Annotated in this window: 22 protein-coding genes and 2 pseudogenes; 5 read left to right on the top strand and 19 right to left on the bottom strand. The window is 67.4% G+C overall.

Annotated elements, in window-relative coordinates; all coding sequences use genetic code 11:
• Positions 1 to 16 precede the first annotated feature (16 nt).
• Together fusA and KB879_RS14605 are read right to left on the bottom strand one after the other, a co-directional pair.
• On the bottom strand, positions 17 to 2,071 hold the full coding sequence (fusA, locus tag KB879_RS14610) for an elongation factor G (protein WP_013953513.1): 2,055 nt from the start codon (positions 2,069 to 2,071) through the stop codon (positions 17 to 19).
• 209 nt (positions 2,072 to 2,280) lie between these two features.
• Positions 2,281 to 3,159, bottom strand: a complete 879-nt coding sequence (locus KB879_RS14605; protein ID WP_211981890.1) for an oxidoreductase — start codon at positions 3,157 to 3,159, stop codon at positions 2,281 to 2,283.
• A gap of 189 nt (positions 3,160 to 3,348) precedes the next feature.
• Here KB879_RS14605 and gcvA point away from each other — a divergent pair, with 189 nt between their 5' ends.
• Positions 3,349 to 4,245, top strand: a complete 897-nt coding sequence (gene gcvA, locus KB879_RS14600) for a transcriptional regulator GcvA (protein ID WP_013953511.1) — start codon at positions 3,349 to 3,351, stop codon at positions 4,243 to 4,245.
• Between the two features lie 6 nt (positions 4,246 to 4,251).
• Here gcvA and KB879_RS14595 read toward each other — a convergent pair whose 3' ends face one another.
• From KB879_RS14595 to KB879_RS14550, 10 genes and pseudogenes are all read right to left on the bottom strand, one after another.
• A complete protein-coding gene (locus KB879_RS14595; protein ID WP_013953510.1) occupies positions 4,252 to 5,487 on the bottom strand; it encodes a CaiB/BaiF CoA-transferase family protein in 1,236 nt (411 codons plus the stop codon).
• Position 5,488: 1 nt separating this feature from the next.
• Positions 5,489 to 5,914: a PaaI family thioesterase gene (locus KB879_RS14590; protein WP_013953509.1), complete on the bottom strand. Its 426-nt coding sequence runs from the start codon at positions 5,912 to 5,914 to the stop codon at positions 5,489 to 5,491.
• A complete protein-coding gene (locus KB879_RS14585) occupies positions 5,911 to 6,894 on the bottom strand; it encodes a tripartite tricarboxylate transporter substrate binding protein (protein ID WP_211981889.1) in 984 nt (327 codons plus the stop codon). The genes KB879_RS14590 and KB879_RS14585 overlap by 4 nt, the downstream gene beginning before the upstream one ends.
• A 34-nt stretch (positions 6,895 to 6,928) precedes the next feature.
• Positions 6,929 to 7,732 (bottom strand): enoyl-CoA hydratase/isomerase family protein, encoded by an 804-nt coding sequence (locus tag KB879_RS14580; RefSeq protein WP_013953507.1) that lies wholly within the window; start codon positions 7,730 to 7,732, stop codon positions 6,929 to 6,931.
• Between the two features lie 10 nt (positions 7,733 to 7,742).
• On the bottom strand, positions 7,743 to 8,507 hold the full coding sequence (locus KB879_RS14575) for an SDR family NAD(P)-dependent oxidoreductase (protein WP_013953506.1): 765 nt from the start codon (positions 8,505 to 8,507) through the stop codon (positions 7,743 to 7,745).
• Position 8,508: 1 nt separating this feature from the next.
• Positions 8,509 to 9,654: a thiolase family protein gene (locus KB879_RS14570; RefSeq protein WP_013953505.1), complete on the bottom strand. Its 1,146-nt coding sequence runs from the start codon at positions 9,652 to 9,654 to the stop codon at positions 8,509 to 8,511.
• Positions 9,655 to 9,682: 28 nt separating this feature from the next.
• Positions 9,683 to 10,036: a Zn-ribbon domain-containing OB-fold protein gene (locus tag KB879_RS14565; RefSeq protein ID WP_041228687.1), complete on the bottom strand. Its 354-nt coding sequence runs from the start codon at positions 10,034 to 10,036 to the stop codon at positions 9,683 to 9,685.
• 199 nt (positions 10,037 to 10,235) lie between these two features.
• Positions 10,236 to 10,583, bottom strand: a complete 348-nt coding sequence (locus KB879_RS14560) for a hypothetical protein (RefSeq protein ID WP_013953503.1) — start codon at positions 10,581 to 10,583, stop codon at positions 10,236 to 10,238.
• Positions 10,584 to 10,774: 191 nt separating this feature from the next.
• Positions 10,775 to 11,704 carry a LysR family transcriptional regulator gene (locus KB879_RS14555; protein ID WP_041228686.1) on the bottom strand — a complete coding sequence of 310 codons (930 nt, stop codon included), beginning with the start codon at positions 11,702 to 11,704 and terminating at the stop codon, positions 10,775 to 10,777.
• A gap of 84 nt (positions 11,705 to 11,788) precedes the next feature.
• Positions 11,789 to 11,929: pseudogene (locus tag KB879_RS14550) on the bottom strand (hypothetical protein); the annotation flags it as partial.
• An 89-nt stretch (positions 11,930 to 12,018) separates the two neighbouring features.
• On the opposite strand from KB879_RS14550, the gene KB879_RS14545 reads away from it, so the two are divergent.
• The 4 genes and pseudogenes from KB879_RS14545 (at position 12,019) to KB879_RS14530 (ending at position 16,919) form a co-directional block, all read left to right on the top strand.
• The gene (locus KB879_RS14545; RefSeq protein WP_041228685.1) at positions 12,019 to 13,071 is read left to right on the top strand and encodes an RNA-guided endonuclease TnpB family protein; all 1,053 of its coding nucleotides are present in this window, start codon (positions 12,019 to 12,021) and stop codon (positions 13,069 to 13,071) included.
• A gap of 37 nt (positions 13,072 to 13,108) precedes the next feature.
• Positions 13,109 to 14,531 (top strand): annotated as a pseudogene (locus KB879_RS40380) (IS4 family transposase).
• A 156-nt stretch (positions 14,532 to 14,687) separates the two neighbouring features.
• Positions 14,688 to 15,710, top strand: coding sequence for an IS110 family transposase (locus KB879_RS14535; RefSeq protein ID WP_211981887.1), 1,023 nt, complete (start codon positions 14,688 to 14,690; stop codon positions 15,708 to 15,710).
• Positions 15,711 to 16,145: 435 nt separating this feature from the next.
• Positions 16,146 to 16,919, top strand: a complete 774-nt coding sequence (locus tag KB879_RS14530) for an SDR family NAD(P)-dependent oxidoreductase (RefSeq protein WP_013953496.1) — start codon at positions 16,146 to 16,148, stop codon at positions 16,917 to 16,919.
• On the opposite strand, the gene pdeM is transcribed toward KB879_RS14530, so the two are convergent.
• The 7 genes from pdeM to KB879_RS14495 all read right to left on the bottom strand — a co-directional run bounded on the left by pdeM (position 16,904) and on the right by KB879_RS14495 (position 26,921).
• Positions 16,904 to 17,620: a ligase-associated DNA damage response endonuclease PdeM gene (pdeM, locus tag KB879_RS14525; protein ID WP_013953495.1), complete on the bottom strand. Its 717-nt coding sequence runs from the start codon at positions 17,618 to 17,620 to the stop codon at positions 16,904 to 16,906. The two genes, KB879_RS14530 and pdeM, sit on opposite strands and share 16 nt — an antisense overlap.
• On the bottom strand, positions 17,617 to 20,304 hold the full coding sequence (locus KB879_RS14520) for a ligase-associated DNA damage response DEXH box helicase (RefSeq protein ID WP_211981885.1): 2,688 nt from the start codon (positions 20,302 to 20,304) through the stop codon (positions 17,617 to 17,619). The genes pdeM and KB879_RS14520 overlap by 4 nt, the downstream gene beginning before the upstream one ends.
• Positions 20,301 to 21,974 carry an ATP-dependent DNA ligase gene (locus KB879_RS14515; RefSeq protein ID WP_013953493.1) on the bottom strand — a complete coding sequence of 558 codons (1,674 nt, stop codon included), beginning with the start codon at positions 21,972 to 21,974 and terminating at the stop codon, positions 20,301 to 20,303. The genes KB879_RS14520 and KB879_RS14515 overlap by 4 nt, the downstream gene beginning before the upstream one ends.
• Positions 21,971 to 23,092 (bottom strand): ligase-associated DNA damage response exonuclease, encoded by a 1,122-nt coding sequence (locus KB879_RS14510; protein WP_249221307.1) that lies wholly within the window; start codon positions 23,090 to 23,092, stop codon positions 21,971 to 21,973. The genes KB879_RS14515 and KB879_RS14510 overlap by 4 nt, the downstream gene beginning before the upstream one ends.
• 260 nt (positions 23,093 to 23,352) lie before the next feature.
• Positions 23,353 to 24,798 carry an FAD-binding oxidoreductase gene (locus KB879_RS14505; protein ID WP_013953490.1) on the bottom strand — a complete coding sequence of 482 codons (1,446 nt, stop codon included), beginning with the start codon at positions 24,796 to 24,798 and terminating at the stop codon, positions 23,353 to 23,355.
• Between the two features lie 15 nt (positions 24,799 to 24,813).
• Positions 24,814 to 25,218: a nuclear transport factor 2 family protein gene (locus KB879_RS14500; RefSeq protein WP_013953489.1), complete on the bottom strand. Its 405-nt coding sequence runs from the start codon at positions 25,216 to 25,218 to the stop codon at positions 24,814 to 24,816.
• A gap of 140 nt (positions 25,219 to 25,358) precedes the next feature.
• Positions 25,359 to 26,921: a PLP-dependent aminotransferase family protein gene (locus KB879_RS14495; protein WP_013953488.1), complete on the bottom strand. Its 1,563-nt coding sequence runs from the start codon at positions 26,919 to 26,921 to the stop codon at positions 25,359 to 25,361.
• Positions 26,922 to 26,952 lie beyond the last annotated feature (31 nt).

The following is a 26,952-nucleotide window of genomic DNA, read 5'->3' as shown; positions in this document are numbered from 1 at the left end:
CGCGGGCGCGAACCCCTCAATCCGTATCCTGCTGCGCCTTGTGCTTCGATGCCATCTTGTCCTGCTGCGCCGGCGGCACGTTGTCGTAGTGGCTGAACTGGATGGTATAGCTGCCGTGGCCGCCGGTGATGCTGTTCAGCCGTGACTGGTAGTCATTGAGCTCGGACAGCGGCACCTGGCCGGCCACGATCACGGCGTTGCCGGCCGCGGTGCGCGTGCCATGGACCTGGCCGCGCTTGGTGGAGAGGTCGCCGATGATGTCGCCCATGGCGGTGCCCGGCGCCGTCACCTCGATATCGACGATCGGCTCCAGCACGCTGGGCCTGGCCTTGAGCACCGCGTCGATAAACGCCTTGCGTCCGGCGGTCGCGAACGCGACTTCCTTGGAATCGACCGGATGGCTCTTGCCGTCGAACACGGTCACGCGCACGTCCTGCATCGGGAAGCCCGCCAGCGGGCCGCTGTCCAGCACCTGGCGGATGCCTTTTTCCACGGCGGGAATGAACTGGCCGGGAATCGCGCCACCCTTGACCGCATCGACGAAGTCGAAGCCCTCGCCGCGCGACAGCGGCTCCACGCGCAGCATCACTTCGCCGAACTGCCCCGCGCCACCGGTCTGCTTCTTGTGCCGGTGGTGGCCCTCGGCCTTGCCGCCGATGGTTTCGCGGTAGGCGATCTTGGGCGGGCGCGTCACCACCTCCACCTTGTATTGCTCGGTCAGCCGCTCCAGCGCGCAGCGCAGGTGGAACTCACCCAGGCCGAACACGACGGTCTCGTTGGTGCCGGCCGGATGCTCCACGCGCAGGCACGGGTCTTCGGCGCTCAGCTTGTGCAGTACCTCCGCCAGCCGCTGCTCGTTGCCGCGGCGTGCCGGCTCGATCGCCAGTCCGTAGATCGGCGTGGGGAATTCCAGCGGCGTCAGGTGGATATCGCCGTCCTCGGTGGCATCGTGCAGCACGGCATCGAAGCCGAGTTCATCGATCTTGGCCACCGCGCAGATATCGCCCGGCCCGGCGCGTGGCACTTCCTGTGTCTCCTTGCCTTGCAGCCGCAGCAGGTGCGCCACCTTGAACGGCTGGCGTCCTTCGCCGATATAGAGCTGGCTGTCGCGCGTGATCGTGCCCTGGTGGATGCGGAACACCGCCAGCTTGCCGACATAGGGATCGACGACCATCTTGAAGACGTGCGCCAGCACATGCTTGTCCGGCACGGGCTCCGCGCGCACGGCCTTGCGGTTCTCGCTGCCTTCACCCGTATCGCGATAGAACAGTGGCGGATTGCCCTCGGTGGGATTGGGCAGCAGCCGCACGAACACATCCAGCAGCTCGGTGATGCCGGCGCCGGTCGCCGCCGAGGTAAAGCAGATCGGCACCAGGTGTCCTTCGCGCAGCGCGCGCTCGAACGGCGCGTGCAGCTGCTCCGGCGTGATCGCCTCGCCTTGTTCCAGGTACAGCTCCATCAGCTCGGGATCGATCTCGATGACCTGGTCGATCAGCGCATCGTGCGCGGAGGGCACAGATAAAAAATCCGACTCGCCGGCCGGATTGAAGAAGCAGTCAACCACCTTGCTGCCGTTGTCGGCCGGCAGGTTGATCGGCAGGCATTCCTTGCCGAAGGCCTCCTGGATCTCCGTCAGCAGCGCGGGCAGGTCGACTTTGTCGCCGTCGATGCCGTTGATGATGATCATCCGGCACAGCTGGCGCGCCTGCGCCCAGGCCATGGCCCGGCGCGTGGTCATCTCGATGCCGGTCTGCGCATTGATGACGATGGCGGCGGTTTCCACCGCCGCCAGTGCGCTGATCGCCAGCCCGGAGAAGTCCGGGTAGCCGGGGGTGTCAACCAGGTAGATGCGGGTGTCGCGGTAGTGCAGGTGGGCGACCGCGGACGTCAGCGAGCGTTTGTACTTGCGCTCCAACGGATCGCTGTCGCACACCGTGGAACCGCGTTCGATGCTGCCGGGCGTGTGCACGGCACCGCCCTTGTACAACAGTGCCTCGGCCAGCGAGGTCTTGCCGCACCCCGCGTGCCCGAGCAGGGCGACGGTGCGGATGGCATCGGGACTATCGTGCATGTTGGCTCTCGGTTCGTCCGGCAATGACTCTCAGGGCATTATTGGCGAAATTCGCCGGAAGCGACATACGCGGATGCCCGACACCGTGCAATGCCGGACGCAAGATGGCCCGCAAGTGGCGAGGTCGGCGCTCGGCCGGCCTTTGTTTCGCGGGTCGCACGGCTTGCCTGCACTGCAGCAAACCGTGCGCTGGTGCGCCGCAGCAAAGATCAGCGGCGCACGTCGTCGTGGTCGGTCGACACCGCCAGCGCCTGCCACGCGGCTAGTTCGCTTTCCACCTTGCGGTTCTTCTCGGCGATGCGGTAGACCGTGTCCGAGCCCAGCGGCAGGCGCACTGGCGGGGTTTCGCTGTCCGCTAGCGTCAGCAGCGCTGCCGCCAGCTTGGCCGGGTCGCCGGGCTGCTGGTGGTTCGCCGAAGTCATGTGCTCGCGCATTGCGCCGACCGTTTCCGCGTAGGCCGGGATCTCGGTGCGCACGCGCACGAGCGAGCTGGCATCGAGGAAGTCGGTGCGGAAGAAGCCCGGCTCGACCACGGTGGCGCGGATGCCCAGCGGCGACAGTTCCGCGTCAAGCGCTTCGGTCAGGCCCTCGACCGCGAACTTGGTGGCGCCGTAGACGCCCCAGCCAGGGTACGCCGCGTAGCCACCGATCGACGAGATGTTGAGGATGCGGCCGCTGCGCTGCCGGCGCATCTGCGGCAGCACGGCACGCGTCACGGTGAGCACGCCGAACACGTTGGTGGCGAACTGCTGCTCGACTTCCTGCGCGGAGGCCTCTTCGACCGCGCCGAGCAGGCCGTAGCCAGCGTTGTTGACCAGCACGTCGATGCGGCCGAAGCGGGCCACGGCGGCCCCGGCGGCGGCGATGGCCTGGGCTTCGCTGGTGACGTCCAGCGCCACGCCCAGCAGGTTGGCGTGTTCGCCCAGTGCGGCGGTGATCGTTTCCGGGCGGCGCGCGGTGGCGACGACCCGGTCGCCACGTGCCAGCGCGGCACGGGTCAGTTCCAGGCCGAAGCCGCGCGAAGCGCCGGTAATGAACCAGACCTTGCTGGTGGCGTTGACAGTGGTGCTGGTGGTGTTGGCGGACATGGTGAATCTCCTTTCAGGGTGCTCGGTTTGACTGCGATGTCTGATGGCGGGGGCCACGGAGACAAATTTAGGCTGGCGATGCCCGCAACACTAGGCGGCGTAATCGAGTTTCAATAACAACTACTAGTTGTGAATGAAAAGCCAGCGCGTCGATTGAGCAAACCTCAACCGTGTGGCAGACTCGCCGGCATGGACAAACTGCCCCCACTGAACGCCTTGCGCGCTTTCGAGGCGGCCGCACGGCACCTCAGCATCACCACGGCTGCCGAGGAGCTGCACGTCACGCCCGGCGCCGTCAGCCGCCAGATCCGCGCGCTGGAGGAGGGGCTGGGCGTGCAGCTGCTGCATCGCGGCCACCGGCAGATCTCGCTGACCCGCACCGGCGAGGACTACTACCGCGCCGTGACCAAGGCGATGGACGACCTGCGCGAGGCCACGCGGCGATTGAGCAAGCGCGCCAAGCGCAAGCAGCTGAAGGTGCGCGCCTACACCACCTTTGCCATGCGCTGGCTGATCCCGCGGCTGTCGAGCTTCCATGCCGCCAATCCCGGCATCGAGGTGCTGCTGACGGCGTCGCTCGATCCGGTCGACTTCCGCAAGGAAGACATCGACGGCGCGATCCGGCTGGGCGACGGCAAGTGGAGCGGCGTGAATACCTACCGGCTGGTGTCGAACATCCTGGTGCCGGTATGCAGCCCAGGGCTGCTGGAGGGCGGGCCGAAGGTGAAGAAGCCCGCTGACCTGCAGCACCAGACCCTGCTGCACTCGATCGCGCGGCCCGACGACTGGGCCCACTGGCTCAAGGCCGCGCGCGCGGAGGGGCAGGTCGATGCGCACAGCGGCATGACCTACCAGAGCTCGGCCATGGCCTATGCGGCCGCGGTCGAAGGGCAGGGCTTTGCCATCGCGCAGCGCTTCCTGGTGGCGGCGGATCTCGACGCCGGCCGGCTAGTGGCGCCATTCCGCCAGACCGTGGACATGGGCGATTTCACCTACTACCTGCTGACGCCCGCCGATCGCAAGGAAAGCGCGAGCATGGCGGTGTTCCGGCAGTGGTTGCTGGCGCAGTTTGACGCTCAGGGTTGAGCGCGCTCACGATGCCGCCGCGACCACGTGTCGCTTCTCCTCGATATCGCCGCAGTGGATAGCGCCCCGTGACGACAGCGCGGCGATTTCGTCGCGGCTGTAGCCAAGCTCGCCCAGCACCGCCTGCGTATGCTGCCCGCAAGCCGGTGCCGGCCGCGATGGCAATGCGTTCTCCTGAGCGCTGTTGATTGGGAATCCCGGCATCCGGATCTCGCCCAGGGTGTCGTGCCGGACGCGCTGCACCATGCGGTTGGCAGCCACCTGCGGATGCGCCATGACGTCCTCGTAGGTCGCCACGGGGGCGCACAGAATGTCGGCGTCCTGGAGCAACGCCAGCCATGTGTCGGTCGTGCTGGTGATGAAGACACTGGTCAGCGCCTCCACCATTGCCGCGCGATTGGCGACGCGCAGCGGCGAGGTGGCAAAACGCGGATCGTCGGCCAGTTCGGGCCGGCCCACTACATCGCACAGCCGGCGCCAGCGCTCGGGCATATAGGCGGCCACCATGACCCAGCCATCGGCGGTGCGGAAGGCCTGGTTGGGCGCGGAGTAGGGTGCCGCGCTGCCCACGCGTTCCGGCAGTTTCCCGTCGGCGCAATAGCTGGTGATGGACGACTGCTGCAGCGCCAGCGCCGCATTGAGCAGGTTGACGTCGAGATGGCCGCCCAGGCCGTCGCGCGCCCGCTGCGCGAGCTTCGCCAGCACGCCCACGCAGGCCACGTAACCGGTCGTCACGTCGACCACCGGCGCCTGCACCTTGCACGGCTCGCCGTCGGGCAGGCCGATCAGGCTCATCAGGCCGGAATCGGCCTGCATGATGCCGTCGACGCCGGCGCGATGCGCATGCGGCCCTTCCTGCCCGTAGGCGGAGATCGAGCAGTAGATCAGCGCGGGGTGCGCGTTGGCCAGTTGCGCATGGCCGAGGCCGAGGCGCTCCATCACGCCCGGGCGCATGCTTTCCACCACGATGTCGGCGCCCGCGATCAGGCGGCGTGCCACGGCCACGCCGTCAGCGGACTTGAGGTCGAGCGCCACGCCCAGCTTGTTGCGGTTGAAGCCGTGGAACAGCGCGCTGTCGTCGCCGAGCCAGCCCGGTCCCAGACCGCGGCCCAGTTCGCCGCCGGGCGGCTCCACCTTGATGACCCTGGCGCCCATGTCGGCCAGCAGCATGGTGCAGGTCGGCCCGGCGCCGATCTGCGTGAAGTCGATGACGGTCAGGCCGTCCAGTGCGTCGCGCAACATGTCATGCCTCCGGAAGGGTGCGGGATCGTTTGAATGTGCCTTGCGCGGTGGCCACCAGCACGCCGGCATCGGTGGTCAGCTCCGCCGAGGCGAAGTACAGGCTCATGCCGGCACGGGTGACCTGCGCCGTGGCGCGCAGCCGGCCCGTGCTGGCCTTGCTGAGGTAGCTGATCGTCAGCATGACAGTGACCGCGTGGCCGAGCGCGCCGTCACGGCGGGCGGGCAGCCCGGCGTACCCGCAGGCTGCGTCGAGCAGCGTGGCAGTCACGCCGCCCTGCACGCTGCCCTGGCGGTTCAGGTGGCGCGGCTCGAGATCGAGCTCGAAGGTGCAGCGGCCGTCGCCGACGCTGGCCAGGCGGATGCCGAGGTAGTCCAGCAGCGGGTTGTCCGTGGCGGGCAGGACATGGCTTTCGGTATGCGTGTTCATAGCGCCACCTTGATGCCGTTGTCCCGGATCAGGCGCTGCCAGCGCGCCATCTCCTTGCCGATATACGCCTTCAGCTCGGCCGGCGATGATGCCTGCGGCTCGAAGCCCTGCTTGCCCATCTGCTCCGCCACATCAGGCGATTTCAGCGCCGCCACCAGCGCGGCGTTGATCTTGTCGACCACCGGCTTGGGCGTCCGCGCCGGCGCCAGCAGGCTGTACCACAGCTCGGCGTCGTAGCCGGCCATGCCGGCTTCCGCAAAGGTCGGCAGGTCCGGCATCAGCGCGGTGCGCGTCTTGCCGGCGATGCCGAGCGCGCGCAGCTTGCCGGCGCGCACGTACTGGATCGCCGAGGCAAAGGTGGCGAAGGAGATCTGCACCTGGCCGCCCATCAGGTCGGTGATCGACGGCCCGGTGCCGCGATAGGGCACGTGCAGCAGTTCGGTCTTGTTGAGCTTGGCAAAGACTTCACCGGCGAGGTGTTGCGGCGTGCCGTTGCCCGGGCTGCTATAGCTGAGCTTGCCGGGGTTGGCGCGGGTGTACTGGATAAAGTCCTGCAGCGTGCGGAACGGCTGGTTGGGGTTGGCGACCAGCATGATTGGCACCGACGCGATCCGCCCCACCGGCTCGAAGTCGCGTTCGATGCTGAACGGAATCTTGGTGCCGAGGAAGGGGTTCATCGTCACCTGGCTCGACGCGATCACCAGCGTATAGCCGTCCGGCGCCGCATGGGCGACGTAGTCGGCGCCAAGGTTGCCGCCCGCGCCGGGCTTGTTCTCGATGACGATGGTCTGGCCCAGCAACTGGCCCATCTTGGGCGCAATCAGCCGCGCCAGGATGTCGTTGCCGCCGCCGGGGGCGAACGGCACTACCAGGGTGATCGGCTTCTGCGTGGGGAAGGGCGCCTGTGCCGCCGCGCCCAGGGCGGTGGCTGCCAGCATGCCGGCCAGCGCCAGGCGTGCGAATCGGGTAATGCGAGTCATGCTTTGTCTCCTGTGTGTGTGTGTTTTCAAACGCTCAGCGGCCCGTGTAGCGGGGCTGGCGCTTCTCGGCAAATGCCTGCCGGCCTTCGGTCCGGTCGGCGGTATCGCGCAGCACGCCCCAGTAGAGTTCAGTCAGCTGCTGCGCATCGGCTTCGCTGAGGTGGCTGGTCTGGCGCGACAGCCGCTTGACTGCCTGAACCGCCAGCGGTGCATTGGCGGCGATGCAGGTGGCGATGGTCAGCGCACGGTCGAGCAGCGCGGCTGGCGCCACCGACTCGGTGACCAGGCCAATGCGCGCGGCCTGCACCGCATCGATCCGCTCGCCGGTCAGCACCATCTGCATCGCATGCGCCGCCGGCACGGCCTTGAGCAGGCGATGCAGGCCGGAAACGGCGGGGATCGATCCGACCGCGGCTTCGGGCAGGCCGAAGCTCGCCCGCTCCGACGCAATCCGCACATCGCATTGCAGCGCGATCTCCAGCCCGGCCCCGAGGCAATGCCCGTTGACGGCAGCGATCAGCGGCTTGCACAGGCTCAGGTCGGTCAGGTCCATCAGCCGGATATAGAGGCCGAGGTCGGCCGCCTGCTCCGGCGCGCGGAACAGCGCTTCCGGGTAGGTGGCGGGCGAACTGCGCGTGCCCTTCAGGTCGGCGCCTGCGCAGAAGGCGCGCGTGCCGGCGCCGGTCAGGACGGCCACGCGCAGGTCGTCGCGGTCGCGCACTTCGGTGAGATGCGCGCGCAGTTCGCGCAGCGCGGTCACGTCCAGCGCATTGAGCGCCTCGGGCCGGTCGATCGTCAGCACGGCGACCGCGCCTTCGGTGTGGAGTCGTACGGTCATGGCGGCCTCCTTATACGCTCGGCGACGACAGGCTGCGCCCGCCGCAGACATAGAGCGTCTGCCCGGTCACGTACGACGACTGCGGATCGAGGAAGAAGCTGACCGCGTTGGCGATGTCGTCGGCGGTGCCGATGCGCTGCACCGGGACCGACTTTTGCAGCCGTGCCTGCACCTCGGGCGTAAAGCCGCGGAACAGCGGGGTATCGACGATGCCCGGCGCCACCGCATTGACGGTGATGCCCTTGGCCGCGAACTCGATCGCCAGCGAGCGCGTCAGGCTGACCACACCACCCTTGGCTGCGGAGTAGTTGGCTTGCCCGAAACCGCCGAGCCAGGCCCGGGACGAGATATTGACCACGCGCCCGTAGCCGCGCTCGACCATGCCCGGCAGCGCCGCGCGGCAGCACAGGAACTGCGAGCGCAGGTTGGTATCGATGACCAGGTCCCAGTCCTCGTCGGTCATCTTCAGGAAACGCATGTCGCGGACCGCGCCGGCGTTGTTGACCAGGTAGTCGACGCGGCCGCTCCGCGCCTGCACTTGCGCGAAGGCGTCGTTGACCGCTGCCGAGTCGGTCAGGTCGACGCTGGCGCCAATGGCGTTGAAGCCCTCGGCGACCAGCGCGCCGACGGCGGCATCGAGCGCGGCCGCGTCGCGGTCGAGCAGGGCCACGGCCAGCCCCTGGCGGGCCAGTTGCGTGGCGATGCCCAGGCCGATGCCGCGCGCGGCGCCAGTGACCACGGCTACATGGGAAGGATCGAAGCGTTGCGTGCCCATCTCAGACTCCCAGCAAATGGACGGAAGAGGCGGCGTGGTCCACGCCCGCGATGCCGCCGCCGGTGCATTGCGTCAGGCCGATGCGCGCATCCGCCACCTGGCGTTCGCCGGCGCGGCCTTGCAGCTGCCACAGGATCTCGACCATCTGCGCCACGCCGGTGGCGCCCAGCGGATGGCCCTTGGCCAGCAGGCCGCCGCTCGGGTTGACCGGCACGCGCCCGCCCAGGCGCGTCGCGCCGGATTTGAGCAGGGGCACGGCGTCGCCGCGCGGTGCCAGGCCGAGGGCTTCGTAGTAGAGCAGTTCGGCGATGGTGAAGGCGTCGTGCAGCTCGACCACGTCGACGTCCTGCGGGCCGAGACCGGCCTGTTCATAGGCCTGGCGCGCAGCGCGCGCGGTGATCTCGGCATCGAGAATGTCGTCGTCGGCCTCCTCTCGCATGCCCGACACCACTACCGACGAGAGCACCTTCACCGGCCGCGCCTGCGCCGGGCGGCGCGTGCTCAGCACCACCGCCGCCGCGCCATCGACCTGCGACGGGCAGCACTGCAGCAGCGTCAGCGGGTCGGCAATCATGCGCGAGGCCAGCACTTCCTCGACCGTGGTGGTCTTGCGCTGCTGGGCATACGGGTTCAGCGAGCCGTGGTAGCGGTTCTTCACGGCCACTTCGGCGAGGTCGGCAGGATTGGCGTCGCGCTCGTGCAGAAAACGCGTGCCGCGCATCGCATACACCGCGGGCAGCACCATGCCCGACTTCGCATAGAGCTCGGTCTTTTGGTCATTGCGCTGCAGCGGGATGGTGCCGCCGCCGAGCGCGGTCAGCTGCTCGATGCCGAAGACCAGCACCGTGTCGTATTGCCCGGCCAGCAGCGCGTGCCGTGCCAGGTGCACGCCGGTGGCGCCGCTGGCGCAGGCGTTCTCGACGTTGTAGACCGGGATGCCCTTGAGCCCCAGGTCGCGCACGATCAGCTGGCCGAGAATCATGCCGCCCAGCACGTTGGCGCAGTAGACCGCCTGGATGCGCCCGGCCGGCACCTCGGCATCGGCCAGCGCCTTGAGGATCGCCTGTTGCGCCAGTTCCGGCGCCAGCACGCCGGGGTGGCGGCCGAACGGCGTCATCGCGCCGCCGTGGATATAGATGTCTTGCATCTTGCTTACCTTTCCTTTTCTCGATCGTTCAGGCTGTGACGGCCTCGAAGACATAGCCCAGCCCGGCGTCATGCCGCTGCGCGTAGCGTTCGCCGATGACCGGACGCGCCGTGCCCTGCAGGCGGCCGAAGATGCGCACCGGGCCGACGAAGTCGACATAACCCAGCGCATACGGCGGCTGCCCGCTTTTGGGCGCGGGGTGGATCACGGTGAAGCTGTAGAGCACGCCCGTGCCGGTGATGGCGACGGTTTCGTGGCCGTCCGCCAGCGGCGAGTCGGCGGGCAGCGCCGGGAAGATCCACTCGCCGGTGGCACGATCACGCGAGGCAAGCAGGTGGGGAACGGGTTCCGCGCTCCAGAGCGGATAGGGCTGGTCTGACATGGCTGTCTCCTGTGGGTTGGCCTTGGCGTAATAGTTGTCGTCGTCGGCCTGCGCGACAAACGATATTTCCGGCGTTTTCGGTTGAGAAAAAGTCAAGCGAAGGGCCAGAATGAGATGTCTGGAAAGGCGCTTTGTCTGGGGCCGGAGTCAGCCGTTCAGGTCTTGCGCTGCCGCGTTGCCTCGACTTCGGAGCGGGCGATCACACCCACGCCGATGCGCCATTCAACGCCGTGCCGCGCGGGCGCGGATCGCCTTCGACCGCACGGGCACCATCGGTGTACGGATCGAACTTTCGCCGCGGAGTGGCCGAGACCTCGCCGCGGTCGAGGCCGGCAACGAGCGCGGCGGCGCCACGGTTATGCGCGCCTTCGGAGAAGGTGTCGAAACTGCCCTGCCGCTGGCCGTCGGTGAACACGTCATGCGTGCGCGCTGCCACGCTGGCGGGCGCGCTGTTGCCGGCTGGCGCGGCATTGGCGTTCTGGGGGGAGACGGCGACCACCAGCGAGATGGCGGCGGGAACAAGGGTGCGTGCGAGTTGGGCAATCATGATGTCGCTCCTGGAGACTGGTCATCGAAGAATGAGGCGGACGGTGGGTGCTGCGCATATCCCGGTGTGGTTCCGGGGATGGCGCCGTGCAGCCGCCGTTGAGACCAATCTAGGCGTGGAGCGGACGTCGCACTAGGGAGTGGAATGGCGCTTCACTAGCAACTTACGGTTGCTAGTGCGGGGTAGCAGGCTCAGGGCACGATCCCGACCAGGCGCGACAGCGACTGCTCCGCGCCCCGGCCCGCCTCCACCACAAAGTCGATGAAGCGCCGGACCCGCACCGGCATCTGGCTGCGATGCGGGTAGTACATGTACATGCCGATATTGCTGCTGCTGTACCCCGGCAGGATCGCCTTCAGCCGCCCGCTGACAAGGTCGGCGTGGATCATGTAGGCGGGCAGCTGGCCGATGCCCATGCCGGCGCGCACCGCTTCGACCTCGGTTTCCACGTCATTGAAGCTCGCCACGGCAGGCACCTCCTGGTAGATCAGGTCGCCGTCCACCTGCAGCTCCCACGGCACCATGCGCCCGGTGGCGGGGCGGCGGAAGCCCGTGCACTGGTGCTGCAGCAGGTCGTCGAGGGTGGCCGGCTCGCCGTGCCGCGCCAGGTAATCCAGCGCCGCGCAGATGACCAGCGGCAGGTCGCACAGCCGCCGCGCCACCAGGTTCTGGCCGGGGCTGGTGCCGACGCGGAAGCCGACATCGATCTTGGCTTCGACCAGGTCGGTGAAGAGGTCGCTCAGCACCACATCGAAGGCGATGCCGGGGTATTGTTCGCGAAAGCCGCGCACCAGCGGGATCAGCACGCGGCTGCCGAGCGACGGCGGAGCGGTCAGGCGGATCAGGCCGTCGTCGTCGCTTTTGCTGCTGCGGACCTGCTCGAGCGCTTCGTCGAGCTGGCGCATGCCCGGCGCGGCCAGCTCGAACAGGCGTGCGCCTTCTTCCGTCAGGCTGAGCTTGCGCGTGGTCCGGTGCAGCAGCCGCACGCCGAGATGGTCCTCCAGCGTGCGCACGGCCTTGCTGGCGGCCTGCGGGGTGACGCCAGCCTCCACCGCGGCGCGATGGAAGCTGCCGGCGCGCACCACGCCGAGGAAGAGGGTGAGGACACGGGCCTTGTCCATGACTGGCAACCAGAGGTTGGGAATGCGGCCATCATAACGCCAGTCCGGGATCACGAAAACAGCAAGGGCAGGCCCGTGCGCGGACTATTGCTCGACCAGATGCTCGATGCGGATCGGCAGCTCCCACACGCGCTTTCCGGTTGCGTGGAACACAGCGTTGGCCACGGCCGGCGCCACGCCCACTAACGCGATTTCACCTAATCCCTTGACGCCCAGTTCGTTCATCAGATTTGCTCCGAGAAACCTCGCCATTCAAGGCGGGGAGTGAAAGGAGCGCCGCCGAGAGGCGGCATTCCCACGTTAGAATGAGCGGCATGATTCGTGTCTACCGCTACCGGGTGAAGTCGCTCAACGGCCTGCTCAACAAGCAGAGCCGCGCGGTGAACTACGTCTGGAACTTCTGCAATGACACGCAGAAGCACGCGCTCAAATGGGGGAAGACGTGGCCGAGCGGGTTCGATCTGAACGTGCTGACCACGGGCAGCAGCAAGGAACTCGGCATCCATTCCGGCACGGTCAACGCGACATGCGAGCAGTACGCGAAATCGCGCAGCCAGCATCGCCGTCCTTACTTGCGATACCGCGGTAGGAAGAGCCTTGGATGGGTGCCCATGAAGGGCCGCGATTTGAAACGAGAGGGCGAGGCGTTTCGCTTTGCCGGGCATACCTTCCGCGTTTTCAATAGTCGCCTGTTGCCCGAAGGCAAGGTCAGGGACGGCAGCAACTTTGCGCAGGATTCGCGCGGGAACTGGTTTCTCAACATCGTGATAGAAGTTGCTGATATGCCGGCACGCCCGATTCAAACTGGCGTCGGCATCGATCTTGGTTTGAAGGACTTCGCGACGCTTTCGACCGGCGAGAAGCTCCCCAATGACCGGTTTGGCCGGCATGCCGCCGAACGACTGGCGAAGGCGCAGCGTGCGCGAAAGCACAAGCGGCATATTGCCAAGCTGCATGCCAAGGTGGCGAATGCCCGCGCCGACTTCCAGCACAAGCTTGCGCTCGAGCTCGTCCGGCGCTTCGATTACATCGCGGTCGGCAACGTGTCGGCTTTGAAACTCGCCAAAACCAAGATGGCGAAGAGCGTCTACGACGCATCCTGGTCGTCCTTCCGGGACAAGCTCCGCTACAAAGCGATTGCGCACGGAGCCACGTTTGAGGAAGTGAACGAAAGCGGTTCTACCCAGTCCTGTTCGGCGTGCGGTTCGAAGGACAGCACGACGCGGCCGAAAGGTATCGCAGGACTGCGAATAAGAGAGTGGACCTGCAGTAGATGTGGTGTCGTGCATGACCGTGATACCAATGCTGCGTTAAACATTCTCCGATGCGGACGTGCATCGCCAGGTGTGGGAATCCCCTGCCTTTAGGCCTGAGGATTACCCACAAATCCGGTTGTAAACTGGATTGAGCGGTGTTAACTTTCGCCCATCCTATTTATGTTGTTGCAGCGGATTGGCGATCAGAGACGACACGGCAGACTGGGCTAGCGAAGAATTCGCAGAGGCGAGTCTCGGCGATGCTCGCCTGTCGCAGCGACTGGTCGCGCTGGCCCGGCAGCTGGCCATCAGTCCACACACTTCGCTCCCCCAGGCCCTGTCACCAGCTGAACTGAAGGCGGCCTACCGCTTCTTCGATAACGATCAGGTCGATACCAACGGCGTGCTGGCGCCGCATATTGCACAGACGTTGCACCGCATGGAACAGTTGCCAGTGGTGCTGGCAATACAGGATACGACCGAATTCAATCTGACGCACCTGCACGCCACAGAGGGCTTAGGTCGCTGTACCGGTGGCAATGAGCGTGGTTTCCTGATGCACAGCCTGCTGGCAGTCAGTCCAGAGGGGCTGCCGCTTGGGGTGCTGGGCATGAAGACGTGGACACGCGCTGAAGCAACCAAAGGTAGTGCTGCGCAGCGCAAGTCCCGACCCGTCCACGAGAAAGAAAGCGCTAAGTGGATCGAGGGTCTTGCCCATCTGTCTGCGACTGAAGTCGCGCTGTGCACAGACCCAACTGGTAGGGATCGGAGATCGCGAAAGCGATGTGTATGAACTGTTTGCTGCCGAGCGACCAGACGGAGTGGACTGGCTGGTGCGCGCAGCATGGAATCGCTGTGCCCGCCATCCCCAGCGCTATCTCTGGCAAGCGGTGTTGGACACCCCTGCGGCAGGTTACACCGAGTTGCTGATTCCGGCCAGAGGTGCACGCACCCTACGCACGGCCCGCCTGACGCTGCGATACGCGCCCGTTCGCCTGCAACCACCTCAGACGCGGGCTGGCTTGCCCGAGCAGAATGTCTTCGCTGTGCATGTCATCGAGGACGAACCGCCCGCCGGTATCGAGCCGCTCGAATGGATGCTACTCAGTTCGGTGCCCACGCACTCGCCTGAGCAGGCTCTTGAGCGGCTTCAGTGGTATGCGCGGCGCTGGACCATCGAGACCTGGCACCGTGTGCTCAAGAGTGGCTGCCGTATCGAGGCCCGCCAATTCGGTACACTGGAACGCTTCGTGCGGGCCACCTCCCTGTTTGCCGTAATCGCCTGGCGCATTCTGTACACGACTCTACTGGCTCGCCCTGATGGCGAGTTGCCCTGCGAGGTAGTCCTTCAGCCCATCGAATGGCAGGCTCTGTATTGCCGCGTACACCGAACCACCCGGCCACCGGACAAAGTGCCATCGCTGAATCAGGCAGTACTGTGGATCGCCACGCTGGGTGGCTACCTGAATCGCCGCAGTGATCCTCCGCCTGGCGCCACGGTTATCTGGCGAGGCTTCTTCGTCCTCCACGAGATTACCGAAATGTTCCGCATCTTCAGTTCAGGTCCATAGGATGTGGGTAAAGCTCAGGCCTTTAGGCAGGGGAGATGGAATGAACACCGCCCGTCAGTAACGCTAGCGGGGGTTCCACGATGAGGGTCTCTCGCTTGACCGACGGCATCGATGTGCCAAAGTGAAGATCCGAACCATCACTTGAGGTAAGCCCAAATGAATGCTACGACATATGGGCTGGATCTTGCAAAGTCGATCTTCCAACTCTACTGGGTCGACCCAGAGACGGGCGAGACGCACAGCCGGCGCCTCAGCAAGACCCAACTGATTTCCTTTCTGAGCAATCGCACCCCCGGCAAGTTCGTACTGGAGGCGTGTGGCGGCGCGCACTGGTGGGCAAGAAAGATTATCAGCCTGGGCCATGAAGCCATCCTGCTCCACCCAAAGTACGTGCGACCGTTCGTGCGGACCAACAAGACCGATGCGGCCGACGCGCGCGCGATCTGGACAGCCGCGCAGCAACCTGGGATGCGACCGATACCGGTAAAGACTGAGGCACAGCAAGCCTTACTTGGATTGCACCGAATTCGCTCGGAACTAGTCGACAGCCGCACGCGGCAAGTGAATCAGATTCGCGGCTTGCTGGGCGAATACGGCCTGCACTTCGTGCTTGGTCGCAAGGCAGCCATGGCGCAGTTTGTCACCCGACTGAGCGAGATCGAGCAAACCATCCCGGCTCCCTTGTGGCGACTGTTGTCGCGCCAGTTACAGCGACTCAGGCAGTTGGACGCTGAAATCCTCGCGGCCGAGCAAGAGATCGCTGCATGGCTAAAAGCCGAGCCTGCCGCCCAATGTGTGGATGCGATTCCGGGAATTGGCCCGATCACCGCCACGGCCCTGGTTGCCACCATGGGATCTCCCCAGGCTTACCGCTCAGGCAGAGCCTTCGCGGCCAGCCTGGGCCTGGTACCAACCCAGAGTGGCACCGGCGGCAAGGTTCACCTCGGCCATATCAGCAAACGTGGCGATCCCTATTTGCGCAAACTGCTGACCCATGGCGCACGCATCGTGCTGACCCGCTCGAAGCGGCGCCCGTGCTGGGCTGAGGCCCTGCTGGTCAGGCGCCCGACCAATGTTGCCATCGTCGCGCTAGCCAACAAGATGGCGCGCACCGCCTGGGCATTGCTTGCCCATCGCCGCGTCTATGAACCCGGCTATGTCAGCGCACGGCCTGCGTAGCGAAAGCACGACCACAGTAGGGCACAAACGAATACCTTCAGGGTTGCACAGGGTAAGGAGATAAGGTGTGATGGCAAACTAGGTCGGACCGCGGGAACGCAAACCCGATGACATCCAAGCGGCTTACAGCCCGTCGTGGGAGATGGGGACGCTCCCGGCTGATTCCATCAAGGCCCGCAGGCACGTTCCTGCAGCAAGGTCGGATATAAGACAGCAACCCATACCTACAAGCCAAAGCCCTTCAATTTACCTTGGCATCCGGGCGGTGTTCATATAAGGACGTCAAATGCGCATTCACCGGCTGGCCGTCCCGCCGATCCGGTGGCAATGGCCTGCCTGGCGCCCGTCACCTGCCTCGGCGATTTCATCCATTCCGACGACGCCTTGAACGCTTTGCCATGTGAAGAATGTCCCACCACCCAAGGAGACAATCACATGACAAGGCATCCATTCGACCTGAGCGGCAAAGTGGCACTGGTGACCGGCGGCAACGGCGGCATCGGCCTGGGCATTGCCGAAGGGCTGGCCGCGGCCGGCGCCGATATCGCGATCTGGGGCACGAATGCCGCCAAGAACGCTGCCGCCGCCGACCGCCTGGCCCAGCATGGGCGCAAGGTGCATACTGAGCTTTGCGACGTCGGCGACGAGGAGGCGGTCGATGCTGCAATGGAGCGCACGGTGGCGGCGCTGGGGCGCATTGATGGCTGCTTTGCCAATGCCGGCGTGGGCAGCGGCAACAAGGGGCCGTTCGACCAGATGCCGACCGAGGCCTGGCGCAGGACCATGCGCGTCAACCTGGACGGTGCCTTCTTCACGCTGCGCGCCGCGGTGCGGCAGATGCTGGTGCAGGGCGAGGGCGGCGTGCTGTGCAGCACGGCCTCGGTCGCGGCCATTGAAGGCGCGCCGCGCTCCGAGCACTATGCTGCCACCAAGGGTGGCGTGATCTCGATGATGCGGGGGCTGGCGGTGGAGTACGCGCGCAAGGGCATCCGCGCGCACTCTATCCTGCCGGGCTGGATCAAGACCGAGATGACCAGCGTGGCCCAGGGCAACGATGTCTTCCAGGAAATGGTGCACAAGCGCGTGCCGATGCGCCGCTGGGGCGAGGGCAGCGACTTCGCCGGCATCGCGGTCTACCTGATGAGCCCGGCTTCCGCATACCACACGGGGGATACCTTTGTGATCGACGGTGGCTATACGCTGTTCTGAGCCGGACGTCTGGCAGGCCCAACAGGCCAGACCCGGCCGCCGCCGACCACATAGGCGTGCTCGTCCGGTTGCGGCCGAACGGTGGCGTGGCCGGTGAAGGCACCAAAGGCGGGCAGAATGGCGCCGTGCGGGCCGAACAGGAAGCAGGGCAGGCGCAGGCTGTCTGCGCCAGCGCCGCGCAGGCGGCAGGCCGGATGCAGGTGGCCGGCCAGTACATAGCCCTGTGCAGAAGCGCCGGGCATATGACATAGCGCGAAGGGGCCCGCCACGGCGGGCTCGGTCACCACGGAGATGTCGAGGGACTCAGGCGGGTCGCCGGCGCGCGCATCATGGTTGCCGCGCACCAGCGTGCAGCAGACCTGCGGCAGCAGGCTGTGACGCCAGTCGTCCAGCGCCCGTAGCACCGCCTGCGTACGGGCGGCACGCGCGTGCAGGAAGTCGCCGAGGAAGACCAGCTCATCCACTGGCAGTTGCCGGGTCAGCCGTGTCAGCAGCGCCAGGTTGTCGCCGGTGGTGCCGTGCGGCACCGGCTGCCCCAGCGCACGGAACGCCGCGGCCTTGCCGAAATGGACATCCGCCACCATCAGCATGCCTGCCGCAGGCCACCAGATCGCATGCTCGGGCAGCAGCCACAACGTCTCGCCGACGGCCGTCACGGCGAACGCGCCGTGCGCTTCCAATGTGCGGGCATCCGGTTTCATAGCAGCGGCAACGGCTTCGAAGGCTTGCGCACGCGGCGCGGCTTGCGCGGCGTGCGCCCGGACGGGCCGGCGTGGTCGGCCATGCCGAATCTGGCGGCTTGCGCCACTGCCTCGGCCGGCATGCTTTCCGCTTCGCCTGGCTCCGGACCTGCCGCCAGTTCCAGGTCGGCCAGCATGCGGGCGATGCGGTCGGCCAGCTTCTCGGTGCTCAGCTTCTCGCGCAGAAATTCCACCACCAGCGGGAAGGACAGCGGCGTGGGCCGCTTCAGTTCATGCAGGTCGAGCTTCAGCGCCGACAGGCGCTCCAGCGTATCGGCGAGCCGGTGCGCATCCAGCTCCTGCATCAGCACCTCGCGCTCGGCCTGGCCCAGCAGCAGGTTGCGGGGGTCGTGCTTGCGGAACACCTCGTAGAACAGGCTCGACGAGGCCTGCAACTGGCGCGCGCTCTTGGGTGCGCCGGGATAGCCCTGGAAGATCAGCCCGGCAATGCGCGCGATCTCGCGGAAGCGCCGCAGCGACAGCTCGCCCGCATTGAGGCTGCCCAGTACGTCGGCGGCCAGGTCGCGCTGGCGCTCCTCGGCCAGCACCTGCGGCAGCCAGTGGGCCCAGTCCAGCGGCGCCGACGCCAGCAACTCGAGCCCGTAGTCGTTGACCGCGACCGAGAACGTGGCCGGTACCTTCTGCCCCAGCCGCCACGCCAGCAGGCTGCCCAGCCCCAGATGGACCGAGCGGCCGGCGAACGGGTACAGGAACAGATGCCAGCCCTCACGCGAGTGCAGCGATTCGGCCAGCAACGTCTGGCGGGTGGGCAGGGCCGACCATTGCGCCTGCAGATCCACCAGCGGCTGGATCAGCGGCAGCTCCGGCGTGGTGCGCGGATCGAGCCGGCCCGCGGCGGCGGCTTCAAGCGTATCAATCACGGCTTCGGCCAGTTCGGTCGACATCGGCATCTTGCCGCCATTCCAGCGTGGCACCACCGGGCGCTTGCCGGTAGCGCGCCGCACGTAGGCGGTCATCTCCTGCACCCGCACCAGTTCCAGCAAGCGCCCGCCGAACAGGAAGCAGTCGCCCGGCGCCAGCCGTGCGATAAAGCCTTCCTCGACCGAGCCGAGCGAGGCGCCGCCGCTGCCCGCGCGGCTCCAGTAGCGCACCTGCATGGTGGCGTCGCTGACGATTGTGCCCACGCTCATGCGGTGGCGCCGCGCCAGCCCCACGTCCGGCACGCGCCAGACGCCTGCCTCGTCCGGCACCGCGCGGCGGAAGTCCGGATAGGCCGACAGCGTGGCGCCGCCCTGGCGCACAAAGTCCAGGCACCACTGCCACTCCTCGTCAGTCAGGTTGCGGGAGGCCCACGCCGAGCGCACCTCGGCCAGCAGCGCTTCCGGGCGGAAGCCGCCGCCGAGCGCCACCGTCACCAGGTGCTGCACCAGCACGTCGAGCGGCTTGTCGGGCGACTCGCGCGCTTCGATGCGGCCGGCCTGTACCGCATGCCGCGCGGCCACCGCTTCGACCAGTTCCAGGCTGTGCGTGGGTACCACCGTCACGCGCGAAGCGCGGCCCGGCGCGTGGCCGGAGCGGCCCGCACGCTGCAGCAGCCGCGCCACGCCCTTGGGCGAGCCGACTTGCAGCACGCGCTCAACCGGCAGGAAGTCCACGCCAAGGTCGAGGCTGGAGGTGCATACCACCGCGCGCAACATCCCGTTCTTCAGGTTCAGTTCGACCCATTCACGCACGCCACGATCAAGCGAGCCGTGGTGCAGCGCGATCTCGCCGGCCCAGTCCGGGCGCGCGTCGAGCAGCGCCTGGTACCACAGCTCGGCCTGGGAGCGGGTGTTGAGGAACACCAGCGTGGTGCCGCTGTGCGCCAGCTCTTCAACGACATGAGGAAGCATCGACAGGCCCAGGTGGCCGGCAAACGGGAAGCGGCTGGCGTTGTTGGGCAGCAGCGTGTCGATCACCAGTTTCTTGGGCGTATGCCCGTGCACCAGCACGCGCTGCTCCTCGGGCACGCCGGACAGAAGCACGTCGGCCGCATGCGGCAGGTTGCCGAGCGTGGCCGACAGCCCCCACACCATCAGCGCCGGCTGCCACTGCCGCAGCCGCGCCAGCGCCAGCTGCACCTGCACGCCGCGCTTGTTGCCGAGCAGTTCGTGCCATTCGTCGACCACCACCATGCGCACGCGCCGCAGGGTCTCCTGGGCATCGGCGCGTGTCAGCATCAGCGTCAGGCTTTCGGGCGTGGTGACCAGCGTGGTCGGCAGCCGACGCTGCTGTGCGGCGCGCTCGGCGCTGCCGGTATCGCCGGTGCGCAGCGCCACGGTCCAGTCGAGGTCCAGCTCGGCCAGCGGCGCCTGCAAGGCGCGCGTGGTGTCGGCGGCGAGGGCGCGCATCGGCGTGAGCCACAGCACCGTCAGCGGCGGCGCGGGTTTGTCGTGGGACGGCGCCGCGCGCGTCGTGCCGAACGCCATCAGCGCGCCCAGCCATGCCGCATAAGTCTTGCCGGTACCGGTGGTGGCATGCAGCAGCCCGCTCTGGCCGCGCGCGATCGCGGTCCACACCTCGCGCTGGAAGGCGAATGGTTGCCAGCCGCGCGCGTCGAACAGCGCCGACAGGCCCTGCGCGACGGCCAGAGGTTCGGTAGCGGTGTCTTCCGCCGGCTTGCGCGCGGCGCGCGGCGGACTCATGCCGCATCCTCCCGCGGCGCGGCGGCGCCCGGCAGCATCGCTTCCAGCGTGGCCAGCGTATCGGCTTCTTCGATTGGCTTGTCGGTGCGCCAGCGCAGCATGCGCGGAAAGCGCACCGCAATGCCGCTCTTGTGCCGGCCGCTGCGGGCGATGCCCTCGAAGCCGAGCTCGAATACCTGCGTGGGCTCCACGCTGCGCACCGGGCCGAATTTCTCTACCGTGGTCCGGCGCACGATCGCGTCGACCGCGCGCATCTCTTCATCGGTCAGGCCGGAATATGCCTTGGCGAACGGCACCAGCGCGCGGCCGGGCGTGCCGGGCGGGGCGTTCCAGACCGCGAAGGTAAAGTCGGTATAGAGGCTGGCGCGGCGGCCGTGCCCGCGCTGCGCGTAGACCAGCACCGCATCGACCGAGTAGGGGTCGATCTTCCACTTCCACCAGATGCCTACGTCCTTGGTGCGGCCCGCGCCGTAGGCCGCGCTGGCGGCCTTCAGCATGAAACCTTCGACGCCGAGTTCGCGTGAGGCATCGCGCAGCCGCGCGAAGTGTTCCCAGCTCTCGGCCTCCACCAGCGGGCTGAGTTCGAGCGAAGGGTGGACGTAGTCCGCCACCACTTGTTCCAGTCGCGCGCGACGCTCGGCCTCTGGTCGGGTGCGCCAGTCAGCGCCGTGCCATTCGAGCAGGTCATAGGCCATCAGGATGGCAGGCGCCTCGCGCAGCAGCTTCGCGCTCAGCGTCTTGCGGCCGATGCGCTGCTGCAGCAGCGCGAAGGGCTGCACGCGGCCCTGTTGCCAGACCACGATCTCGCCGTCGAGCACGGTGCCGTCCGGCAGTTGCCCGGCCGCTTCCAGGATTTCCGGAAAGCGTTCGGTGATCAGTTCCTCGCCACGCGACCACAGCCAGGCCTGGCCGCCGCGACGGACCAGTTGTGCGCGGATGCCGTCCCATTTCCATTCGACCAGCCAGTTTTCCGTGGTGCCCAAGACGCTATCGAACTCTTCGAGCGGCGCCTGCAGCGGATGCGCGAGGAAGAATGGGTAGGGCTGGCCGCCCCCGCGCAGTTCGCGGTGGTCGTCGCCTTCCGGTGCGATCAGTGCCAGGAAGTGCGCGGCATCGGGACGCGCGGACAGGTCGGTGTAGCCGACCATGCGCTCGGCCACGCGCTTGGGGTCGATACCGGCCACTTCACCGAGCGCGCGCGTCACTAGCAGCCGCGATACGCCCACGCGGAAGGCGCCGGTGATCAGCTTGAACAGGACCAGCCGGCCGTGCGCGTCGAGCGGCCGCCACAGCGCATCGAGACGCGGCATCAGCGCTTCGGGCGGCAGGCCGCGCAGCGGCAGTAGCCGCTGTTCGACCCATTCGGCCAGGCCGGCGTGGTCGGCGTCCATTGGCTCGGGCAGCAGCAGGGCGATGGTCTCGGCGAGATCGCCGACGGCCTGGTAGCTTTCCTCGAACAGCCAGTCGGGCAGCTCGGCGGCTTGGCGCGCCAGTTCGCGCAGCAGCGAGACCGGCACGATCTGGCGCGGCTTGCCGCCGGCGAGGAAATAGACCGCCCAGGCGGCGTCTTCCGGCGGCGCCACGCGCAGGTAGTCGATCAGCGCGGCGAGGCGGGCCTTGGTCGAGGTGGTGCCGTCGAGCGCGGCGTAGAGGTCGGCGAAGGCTTTCATGGCGCGGGCTCTTCGTTGCCGGCGTCTGGCTTCTCTTCGGTGTCCGCCGACTGCGCTTCGTTGCGCGCGGATTCGTCGTCGTCGCCGTATTCGGTCTCGAACGCCTGTGCCTGCCAGCCGCGTTCGTTCAGGTAGCGCACCATCACCGGCACATTGCCGTGGGTCACGATGATGCGCCCGGCTCCAGTTCCCTCGATGGCGCTGAGCAGTCCCGGCCAGTCCGCGTGATCGGACAGCGCAAAGCCGCGATCGACACCGCGGCGCCGGCGCGTGCCGCGCAACTGCATCCAGCCGCTGGCAAAGGCGTCGGACGCATCGCCAAAGCGCCGCAGCCATGGTGAGCGCTGCGCCGAAGGCGGCGCCACCACCAGCGCCTGGTGCAGCAGCGGGCTCCGCGGCGGCAAATCTGAAGCCAGTGCCATCGGCGGCAGCGCCACGCCGGCTTCGGCATAGGCCGCATTGAGCGTGGTCAGCGCGCCGTGCACGATCACCGGGCCCGGCATGCCGTCGGCGCCGGCATGGCGCAGCAGGCCGTGCAGGATGCGCTGGGCCTTGCCGAAGGTGTAGGCGTAGACGATGCTGGCGCGGCCGGCCTGCGCGTTGGTTTGCCACCAGTGGAAGATCTCCGCCATCAGCGCGGCCTGCGGCGGCCAACGGTAGATCGGCAGGCCGAAGGTGCTTTCGGTGATGAAGGTATCGCACGGCACCGGCTCGAACGGGTCGCAGGTGCCGTCGGCTTCGAGCTTGTAGTCGCCGGAGGCGACCCAGACCTGCCCGCCGTATTCCACGCGCAACTGGGCCGAGCCCAGCACATGGCCGGCCGGATGCAGGCTCAGCGTGACGCCGTGGTGGCGGATGCGCTTGCCGTAGGGCAGGGTATTGAGGTCGATGCCGGGCAGGCGCGCCAGCAATACGCCGCGGCCGGGTTCCGCACACAGGTAATGGGCGTGGCCGAAACGGGCGTGGTCAGAGTGGGCATGGGTGATGACGGCGCGCTCGACCGGGCGCCAGGGATCGATATAAAAGTCGCCCGGTGGGCAATACAGGCCCTCCGGGCGGGCGACGATCAGGTCGCCGGCGGGGGCGGGTTCAGCCTGCGGGGGCCGGGCTGGGTCCAAGCGTGCCTCCTGATGCACTGCGGCCAGCGGGCGGCCGCGATGCTCCCGGGGCGGGAGACTTGGGAATCATACTGCGGCGCTGTGCTGGCTGTGGAGGCGGCGGGGTCCGGTTTGGGTGTCGGTGGGGGTCCGACAAGGATGGGAGGCGCTGCCGGTTTGCTCCCCTCTCCCATAAATGGGAGAGGGGAGCAAACCGGCAGTGCGCGAAGGCCTGCTATCGCGTTGCCGGCGTCCTCGATGCAGCCGCCCGACCACATTCCTCAAAGCACGTCATCCTTCAAGTGATACCAGTGGTAAAGCACCCGCTGCCCCATCCTTCGGAACGGCGCAAACATCTGCGACTCCACCATCTCCCGCACATTCGGGAACGGTAGCGGCGAGCGAAAGATCGGCAACTCCGGTAGCGCCGACGCCTTACCAGCAATCAACGCCGCCAGCCGCTTGCCAGCCTGCGCGGAGTACATCACGCCATTGCCGCCGTAGCCCATGGCGTAGTAGATCGACTGGGCCGGATCCGGCTGGGTGATGCGCGGCATCATGTCGTGGCTGACATCGACCCAGCCCCACCACGAGTAATCGACCTGGATCCCCTGCAGCGCAGGGAACTTGCGGTGCATGTCGCCGATCAGCTTTTGCTTGTACTGCTCCTGCGGCGCGTCGTTGCCGGTGATGGCGCTGCGGCTGCCGATCTGCAGGCGGCCGTCCGGCATCAGGCGGTAGTAGTGGCGCAGGATGCGGGTGTCAGTGATGACCTGCGTGGTGCGGAAGTTGCACGCGGCCAGTTCGCTGGCCGTGAGCGGGCGCGTGACGATGGAGTTCGACAGGATCGGGAACAGCCGGTTCTTCAGCTCGCGGTGCAGCGTTTGCGAGGTATAGCCGCCGGTGGCCACGCCCACGGCGCGAGCGCGCACGATGCCGCCGGGGGTGCGCAGGTAGTGCACGCCGTTGCGCGTTTCCCAGCCGGTCACCGGGCTGGACGGATGCACCTTGGCGCCCAGCTCGCGCGCGCGGCGCAGGTAGCCGAAGGCGAGCTTGCCGGCGTGGATGCCGATGCCTTCGGGCTCATGCATGGCGCCCGCGGCTTCCTTGTCGTCGACATACTCGCGCCGCACGGTGTCGGCGTCCATGATCCGTGCGTCGTACTTGAAGACTTCGCGCAGGAGCTTGGCTTCCTTCTCCAGCGCCGGCATCACCTTGGCGCGGTGCGCGATATACAGGTGGCCGCCAGGCTGCGGGTCGCAGTTGATGTCCTGGATCAGGCCCTTGAAGGTCTCCATACCGTCGCAGATTTCTTCATGTAGGCGCAGCGCGGTGTCCAGGCCGTAGCGCTGGATCCACTGCGAGCGCTTGAGCCGCCCGGACGCGCATTGCGCCTGGCCGCCGTTGCGTGTGCTGCAGCCCCAGCTGACGCGGTTGGCTTCGAGCACGGTGGCCTTGATGCCATATTCCTGTGCCAGGAAGATGGCGCAGGTCAGGCCGGTGAAGCCCGAGCCGATGATGGCCACATCGACGTCGATGTCATGCGTGATCGGGCCGTCGTCGGCAGGCGGTTCGCCCGCGGTGCCGATCCAGTAGGTGGGCGCGTATTCGCGGCCGTGACCGGGGGTGGGGGTGTGCAGGGGATCGTAGGCGGGGTCGTACGGCCGGGTGGGCGCGGTGGACTGCTCACCGGCAAGGAGGCTGCTGCGGGGGGCTACGGCTTGCATGGCGCGTCTCCTCGGTCAGGCTGCGGGCGCTACGACGGGCGGGCGATCCTTGCGGTACGCGTTCTTGACCGCGATCTTGCCGTCGCGGAAGGTGAACACGTCCACCATGCGCGCCTCGATCCGGGCGCCGTCGGCACGGGTGCCGCGGAAGGTGGATTCGCTCACGCCGCGGTCGCCCACGACAAAGTGGTCGCCATCGACCCACTGCGCGTCGGGGAAGGTCTGCCAGGCCAGCTGGAAGCCTTCGCGCACTGCCTCGCGGCCGATAAAGCTGCGGCCCAGCAGGTCGGGCCCGGCCACGCCGTGGAAGGCACAGTCATCGGCCATGAAGCGCATCAGGGCCTCGATGTCGTGGCGGTTCCAAGCGTCGTTGAAGGCCTGCAGCAGTTCGATGCCGGTGGCGGTGTTGTCCTTGGACATGGGTTGGTCTCCTGAGTGTTGTCTGCCGGTCCGTGGGGAACTGGCCATGACTCGAGGATAGGGAAGCCACGCGCGGCGCTGTAGCGCCAGTTCGGGACAATCGCTTGGGCCAGCGGCGGGAGACACCGCCGCGGGCCGGCTCAGGCCGCGGGACGGACCCGGGAAGTGACGGCGGCGATGGTTGTGGTGCCGCTGGCGGTGGCCTGCAGCTCACGCGCCACGCCCGCCAGCACGCGGATGCCGGGCTCGATGCGGTCCAGCGAGATCGACGAGTAGCCCAGCCGGAAGCCGTTGCGCGGCGCGGGCTCGGCCATGAAGAAGACGCTGCCGGGCTCGATCAGCACGCCCTGCAGCTCGGCCAGCCGCGCCAGCGCATCGGCATCGAGCCATGGTGGCCCCTCGATCCAGCATGAGGCGCCGCCGGCGATCGGCACCGCGCGGAAGTCAGGCATATGCGTGGCCAGCGCCGCCAGCACCGCTTCGGCGCGCTCGCGGTGCGCGGCCGCCAGCCGGCGCAGGTGCGCGTCATAGTGGCCCAGCGACAGGAACAGCGAGAACGCGCGCTGGATATAGGCCGACGGGTGCCGCAGCATCAGCCGCCGCGCGCCGCGCAGCTCGGCGATCAGTGTCGCCGGCCCGACGATATAGCCGATGCGCAGCCCCGGCGCCAGGCTCTTGGACAGGCTGCCGACATAGATCACGCGGTTGCTGCGGTCCAGGCTTTTGAGCGTGGGGGTGGGGTCGCCTTCGAAGCGGCTTTCGCTTTCGTAGTCGTCCTCGATCAGCACGAAGTCAGCTTCCTCGGCCTGGCGCAGCAGGGCCTGGCGGCGCGCCAGCGGCATGGTGACGGTGGTGGGGCACTGGTGGCCCGGGGTCACGTAGACGTAGTCGCAGGCGCGCTGTGCGTCAGACAGGGTCAGGCCGTCGCCGTCGACCGGTAGCGGCACCAGGTGGGAGGTGTGCGAGCCAAAGATATTGCGTGCGTCAGGATAGCCGGGATCCTCGATGCCCACCGGCGTGTCGGGGCTGACCAGCAGGTCGGCCAGCAGGTACAGCGCCTGTTGCGCGCCCACGGTCACCACGATCTCGTCGGCGCCGGCCCACACGCCGCGGCGCGGCAGCACGCGGGTGCGGATCTGCTGCACCAGGGATTCGTCGTCGCGCAGGATCATGTCCTGGGCCCAGTCGTGGATGTCGAGCACGCTGAGCGCCTTCAGGCAGCATTCGCGCCAGTCCGCGGTGGGGAACAGCACCGGGTCGTACTGGCCGTAGATGAAGGGGTAGGGATAGTCGCGCCAGTTGGCGCGCTTGACGATATTGCGCTGCTGCGTGGGGCGGAACACAAAGCGCCGCTCCCAGTCCGGCTCGCCCGAGCGGGCGGGCACCGCCTCGCCGCGCAGCGAGGCCACGCCGCTCACGCGCGTGCCCAGGATCTCCGGGTTGACGAAGTAGCCGCTGCGCTCGCGCGCCACCAGGTAGCCTTCATCGACCAGCTGCTGGTAGGCCAGCACCACCGTATTGCGCGCCACGCGCAGCTGCGCCGACAGCTCGCGGCTGCTGGGCAGCGGCTCGCCCTGCGGCAACTGCTCGTCAAGGATGGCCGAGACCAGCATCTGGCGGATCTTGCCCTGCAGGCTCAGACCCGAGTGGGTATGCTGCTGGAACAGCTGGGACCAGAGGGTGGTGGGAGACTTCAGGCTCATGGGGCAGGGGGCGTTGCCTTGACGGCGAAGC

Origin of the sequence: Cupriavidus sp. KK10 (assembly GCF_018223725.1) — a bacterium.
Classification (GTDB): domain Bacteria; phylum Pseudomonadota; class Gammaproteobacteria; order Burkholderiales; family Burkholderiaceae; genus Cupriavidus; species Cupriavidus necator.
The sequence above is the reverse complement of the archived record's forward strand: the minus strand, read 5'-3'. Positions and strand labels throughout refer to the sequence as shown.

Bases quoted from the DNA above. Each gene is read 5' to 3' on its own strand.
- fusA (WP_013953513.1), bottom strand. From the start codon at position 2,071: ATGCACGATAGTCCCGATGCCATCCGCACCGTCGCCCTGCTCGGGCAC.
- KB879_RS14605 (WP_211981890.1), bottom strand. From the start codon at position 3,159: ATGTCCGCCAACACCACCAGCACCACTGTCAACGCCACCAGCAAGGTC.
- gcvA (WP_013953511.1), top strand. From the start codon at position 3,349: ATGGACAAACTGCCCCCACTGAACGCCTTGCGCGCTTTCGAGGCGGCC.
- KB879_RS14595 (WP_013953510.1), bottom strand. From the start codon at position 5,487: ATGTTGCGCGACGCACTGGACGGCCTGACCGTCATCGACTTCACGCAG.
- KB879_RS14590 (WP_013953509.1), bottom strand. From the start codon at position 5,914: ATGAACACGCATACCGAAAGCCATGTCCTGCCCGCCACGGACAACCCG.
- KB879_RS14585 (WP_211981889.1), bottom strand. From the start codon at position 6,894: ATGACTCGCATTACCCGATTCGCACGCCTGGCGCTGGCCGGCATGCTG.
- KB879_RS14580 (WP_013953507.1), bottom strand. From the start codon at position 7,732: ATGACCGTACGACTCCACACCGAAGGCGCGGTCGCCGTGCTGACGATC.
- KB879_RS14575 (WP_013953506.1), bottom strand. From the start codon at position 8,507: ATGGGCACGCAACGCTTCGATCCTTCCCATGTAGCCGTGGTCACTGGC.
- KB879_RS14570 (WP_013953505.1), bottom strand. From the start codon at position 9,654: ATGCAAGACATCTATATCCACGGCGGCGCGATGACGCCGTTCGGCCGC.
- KB879_RS14565 (WP_041228687.1), bottom strand. From the start codon at position 10,036: ATGTCAGACCAGCCCTATCCGCTCTGGAGCGCGGAACCCGTTCCCCAC.
- KB879_RS14560 (WP_013953503.1), bottom strand. From the start codon at position 10,583: ATGATTGCCCAACTCGCACGCACCCTTGTTCCCGCCGCCATCTCGCTG.
- KB879_RS14555 (WP_041228686.1), bottom strand. From the start codon at position 11,704: ATGGACAAGGCCCGTGTCCTCACCCTCTTCCTCGGCGTGGTGCGCGCC.
- KB879_RS14545 (WP_041228685.1), top strand. From the start codon at position 12,019: ATGATTCGTGTCTACCGCTACCGGGTGAAGTCGCTCAACGGCCTGCTC.
- KB879_RS14535 (WP_211981887.1), top strand. From the start codon at position 14,688: ATGAATGCTACGACATATGGGCTGGATCTTGCAAAGTCGATCTTCCAA.
- KB879_RS14530 (WP_013953496.1), top strand. From the start codon at position 16,146: ATGACAAGGCATCCATTCGACCTGAGCGGCAAAGTGGCACTGGTGACC.
- pdeM (WP_013953495.1), bottom strand. From the start codon at position 17,620: ATGAAACCGGATGCCCGCACATTGGAAGCGCACGGCGCGTTCGCCGTG.
- KB879_RS14520 (WP_211981885.1), bottom strand. From the start codon at position 20,304: ATGAGTCCGCCGCGCGCCGCGCGCAAGCCGGCGGAAGACACCGCTACC.
- KB879_RS14515 (WP_013953493.1), bottom strand. From the start codon at position 21,974: ATGAAAGCCTTCGCCGACCTCTACGCCGCGCTCGACGGCACCACCTCG.
- KB879_RS14505 (WP_013953490.1), bottom strand. From the start codon at position 24,798: ATGCAAGCCGTAGCCCCCCGCAGCAGCCTCCTTGCCGGTGAGCAGTCC.
- KB879_RS14500 (WP_013953489.1), bottom strand. From the start codon at position 25,218: ATGTCCAAGGACAACACCGCCACCGGCATCGAACTGCTGCAGGCCTTC.
- KB879_RS14495 (WP_013953488.1), bottom strand. From the start codon at position 26,921: ATGAGCCTGAAGTCTCCCACCACCCTCTGGTCCCAGCTGTTCCAGCAG.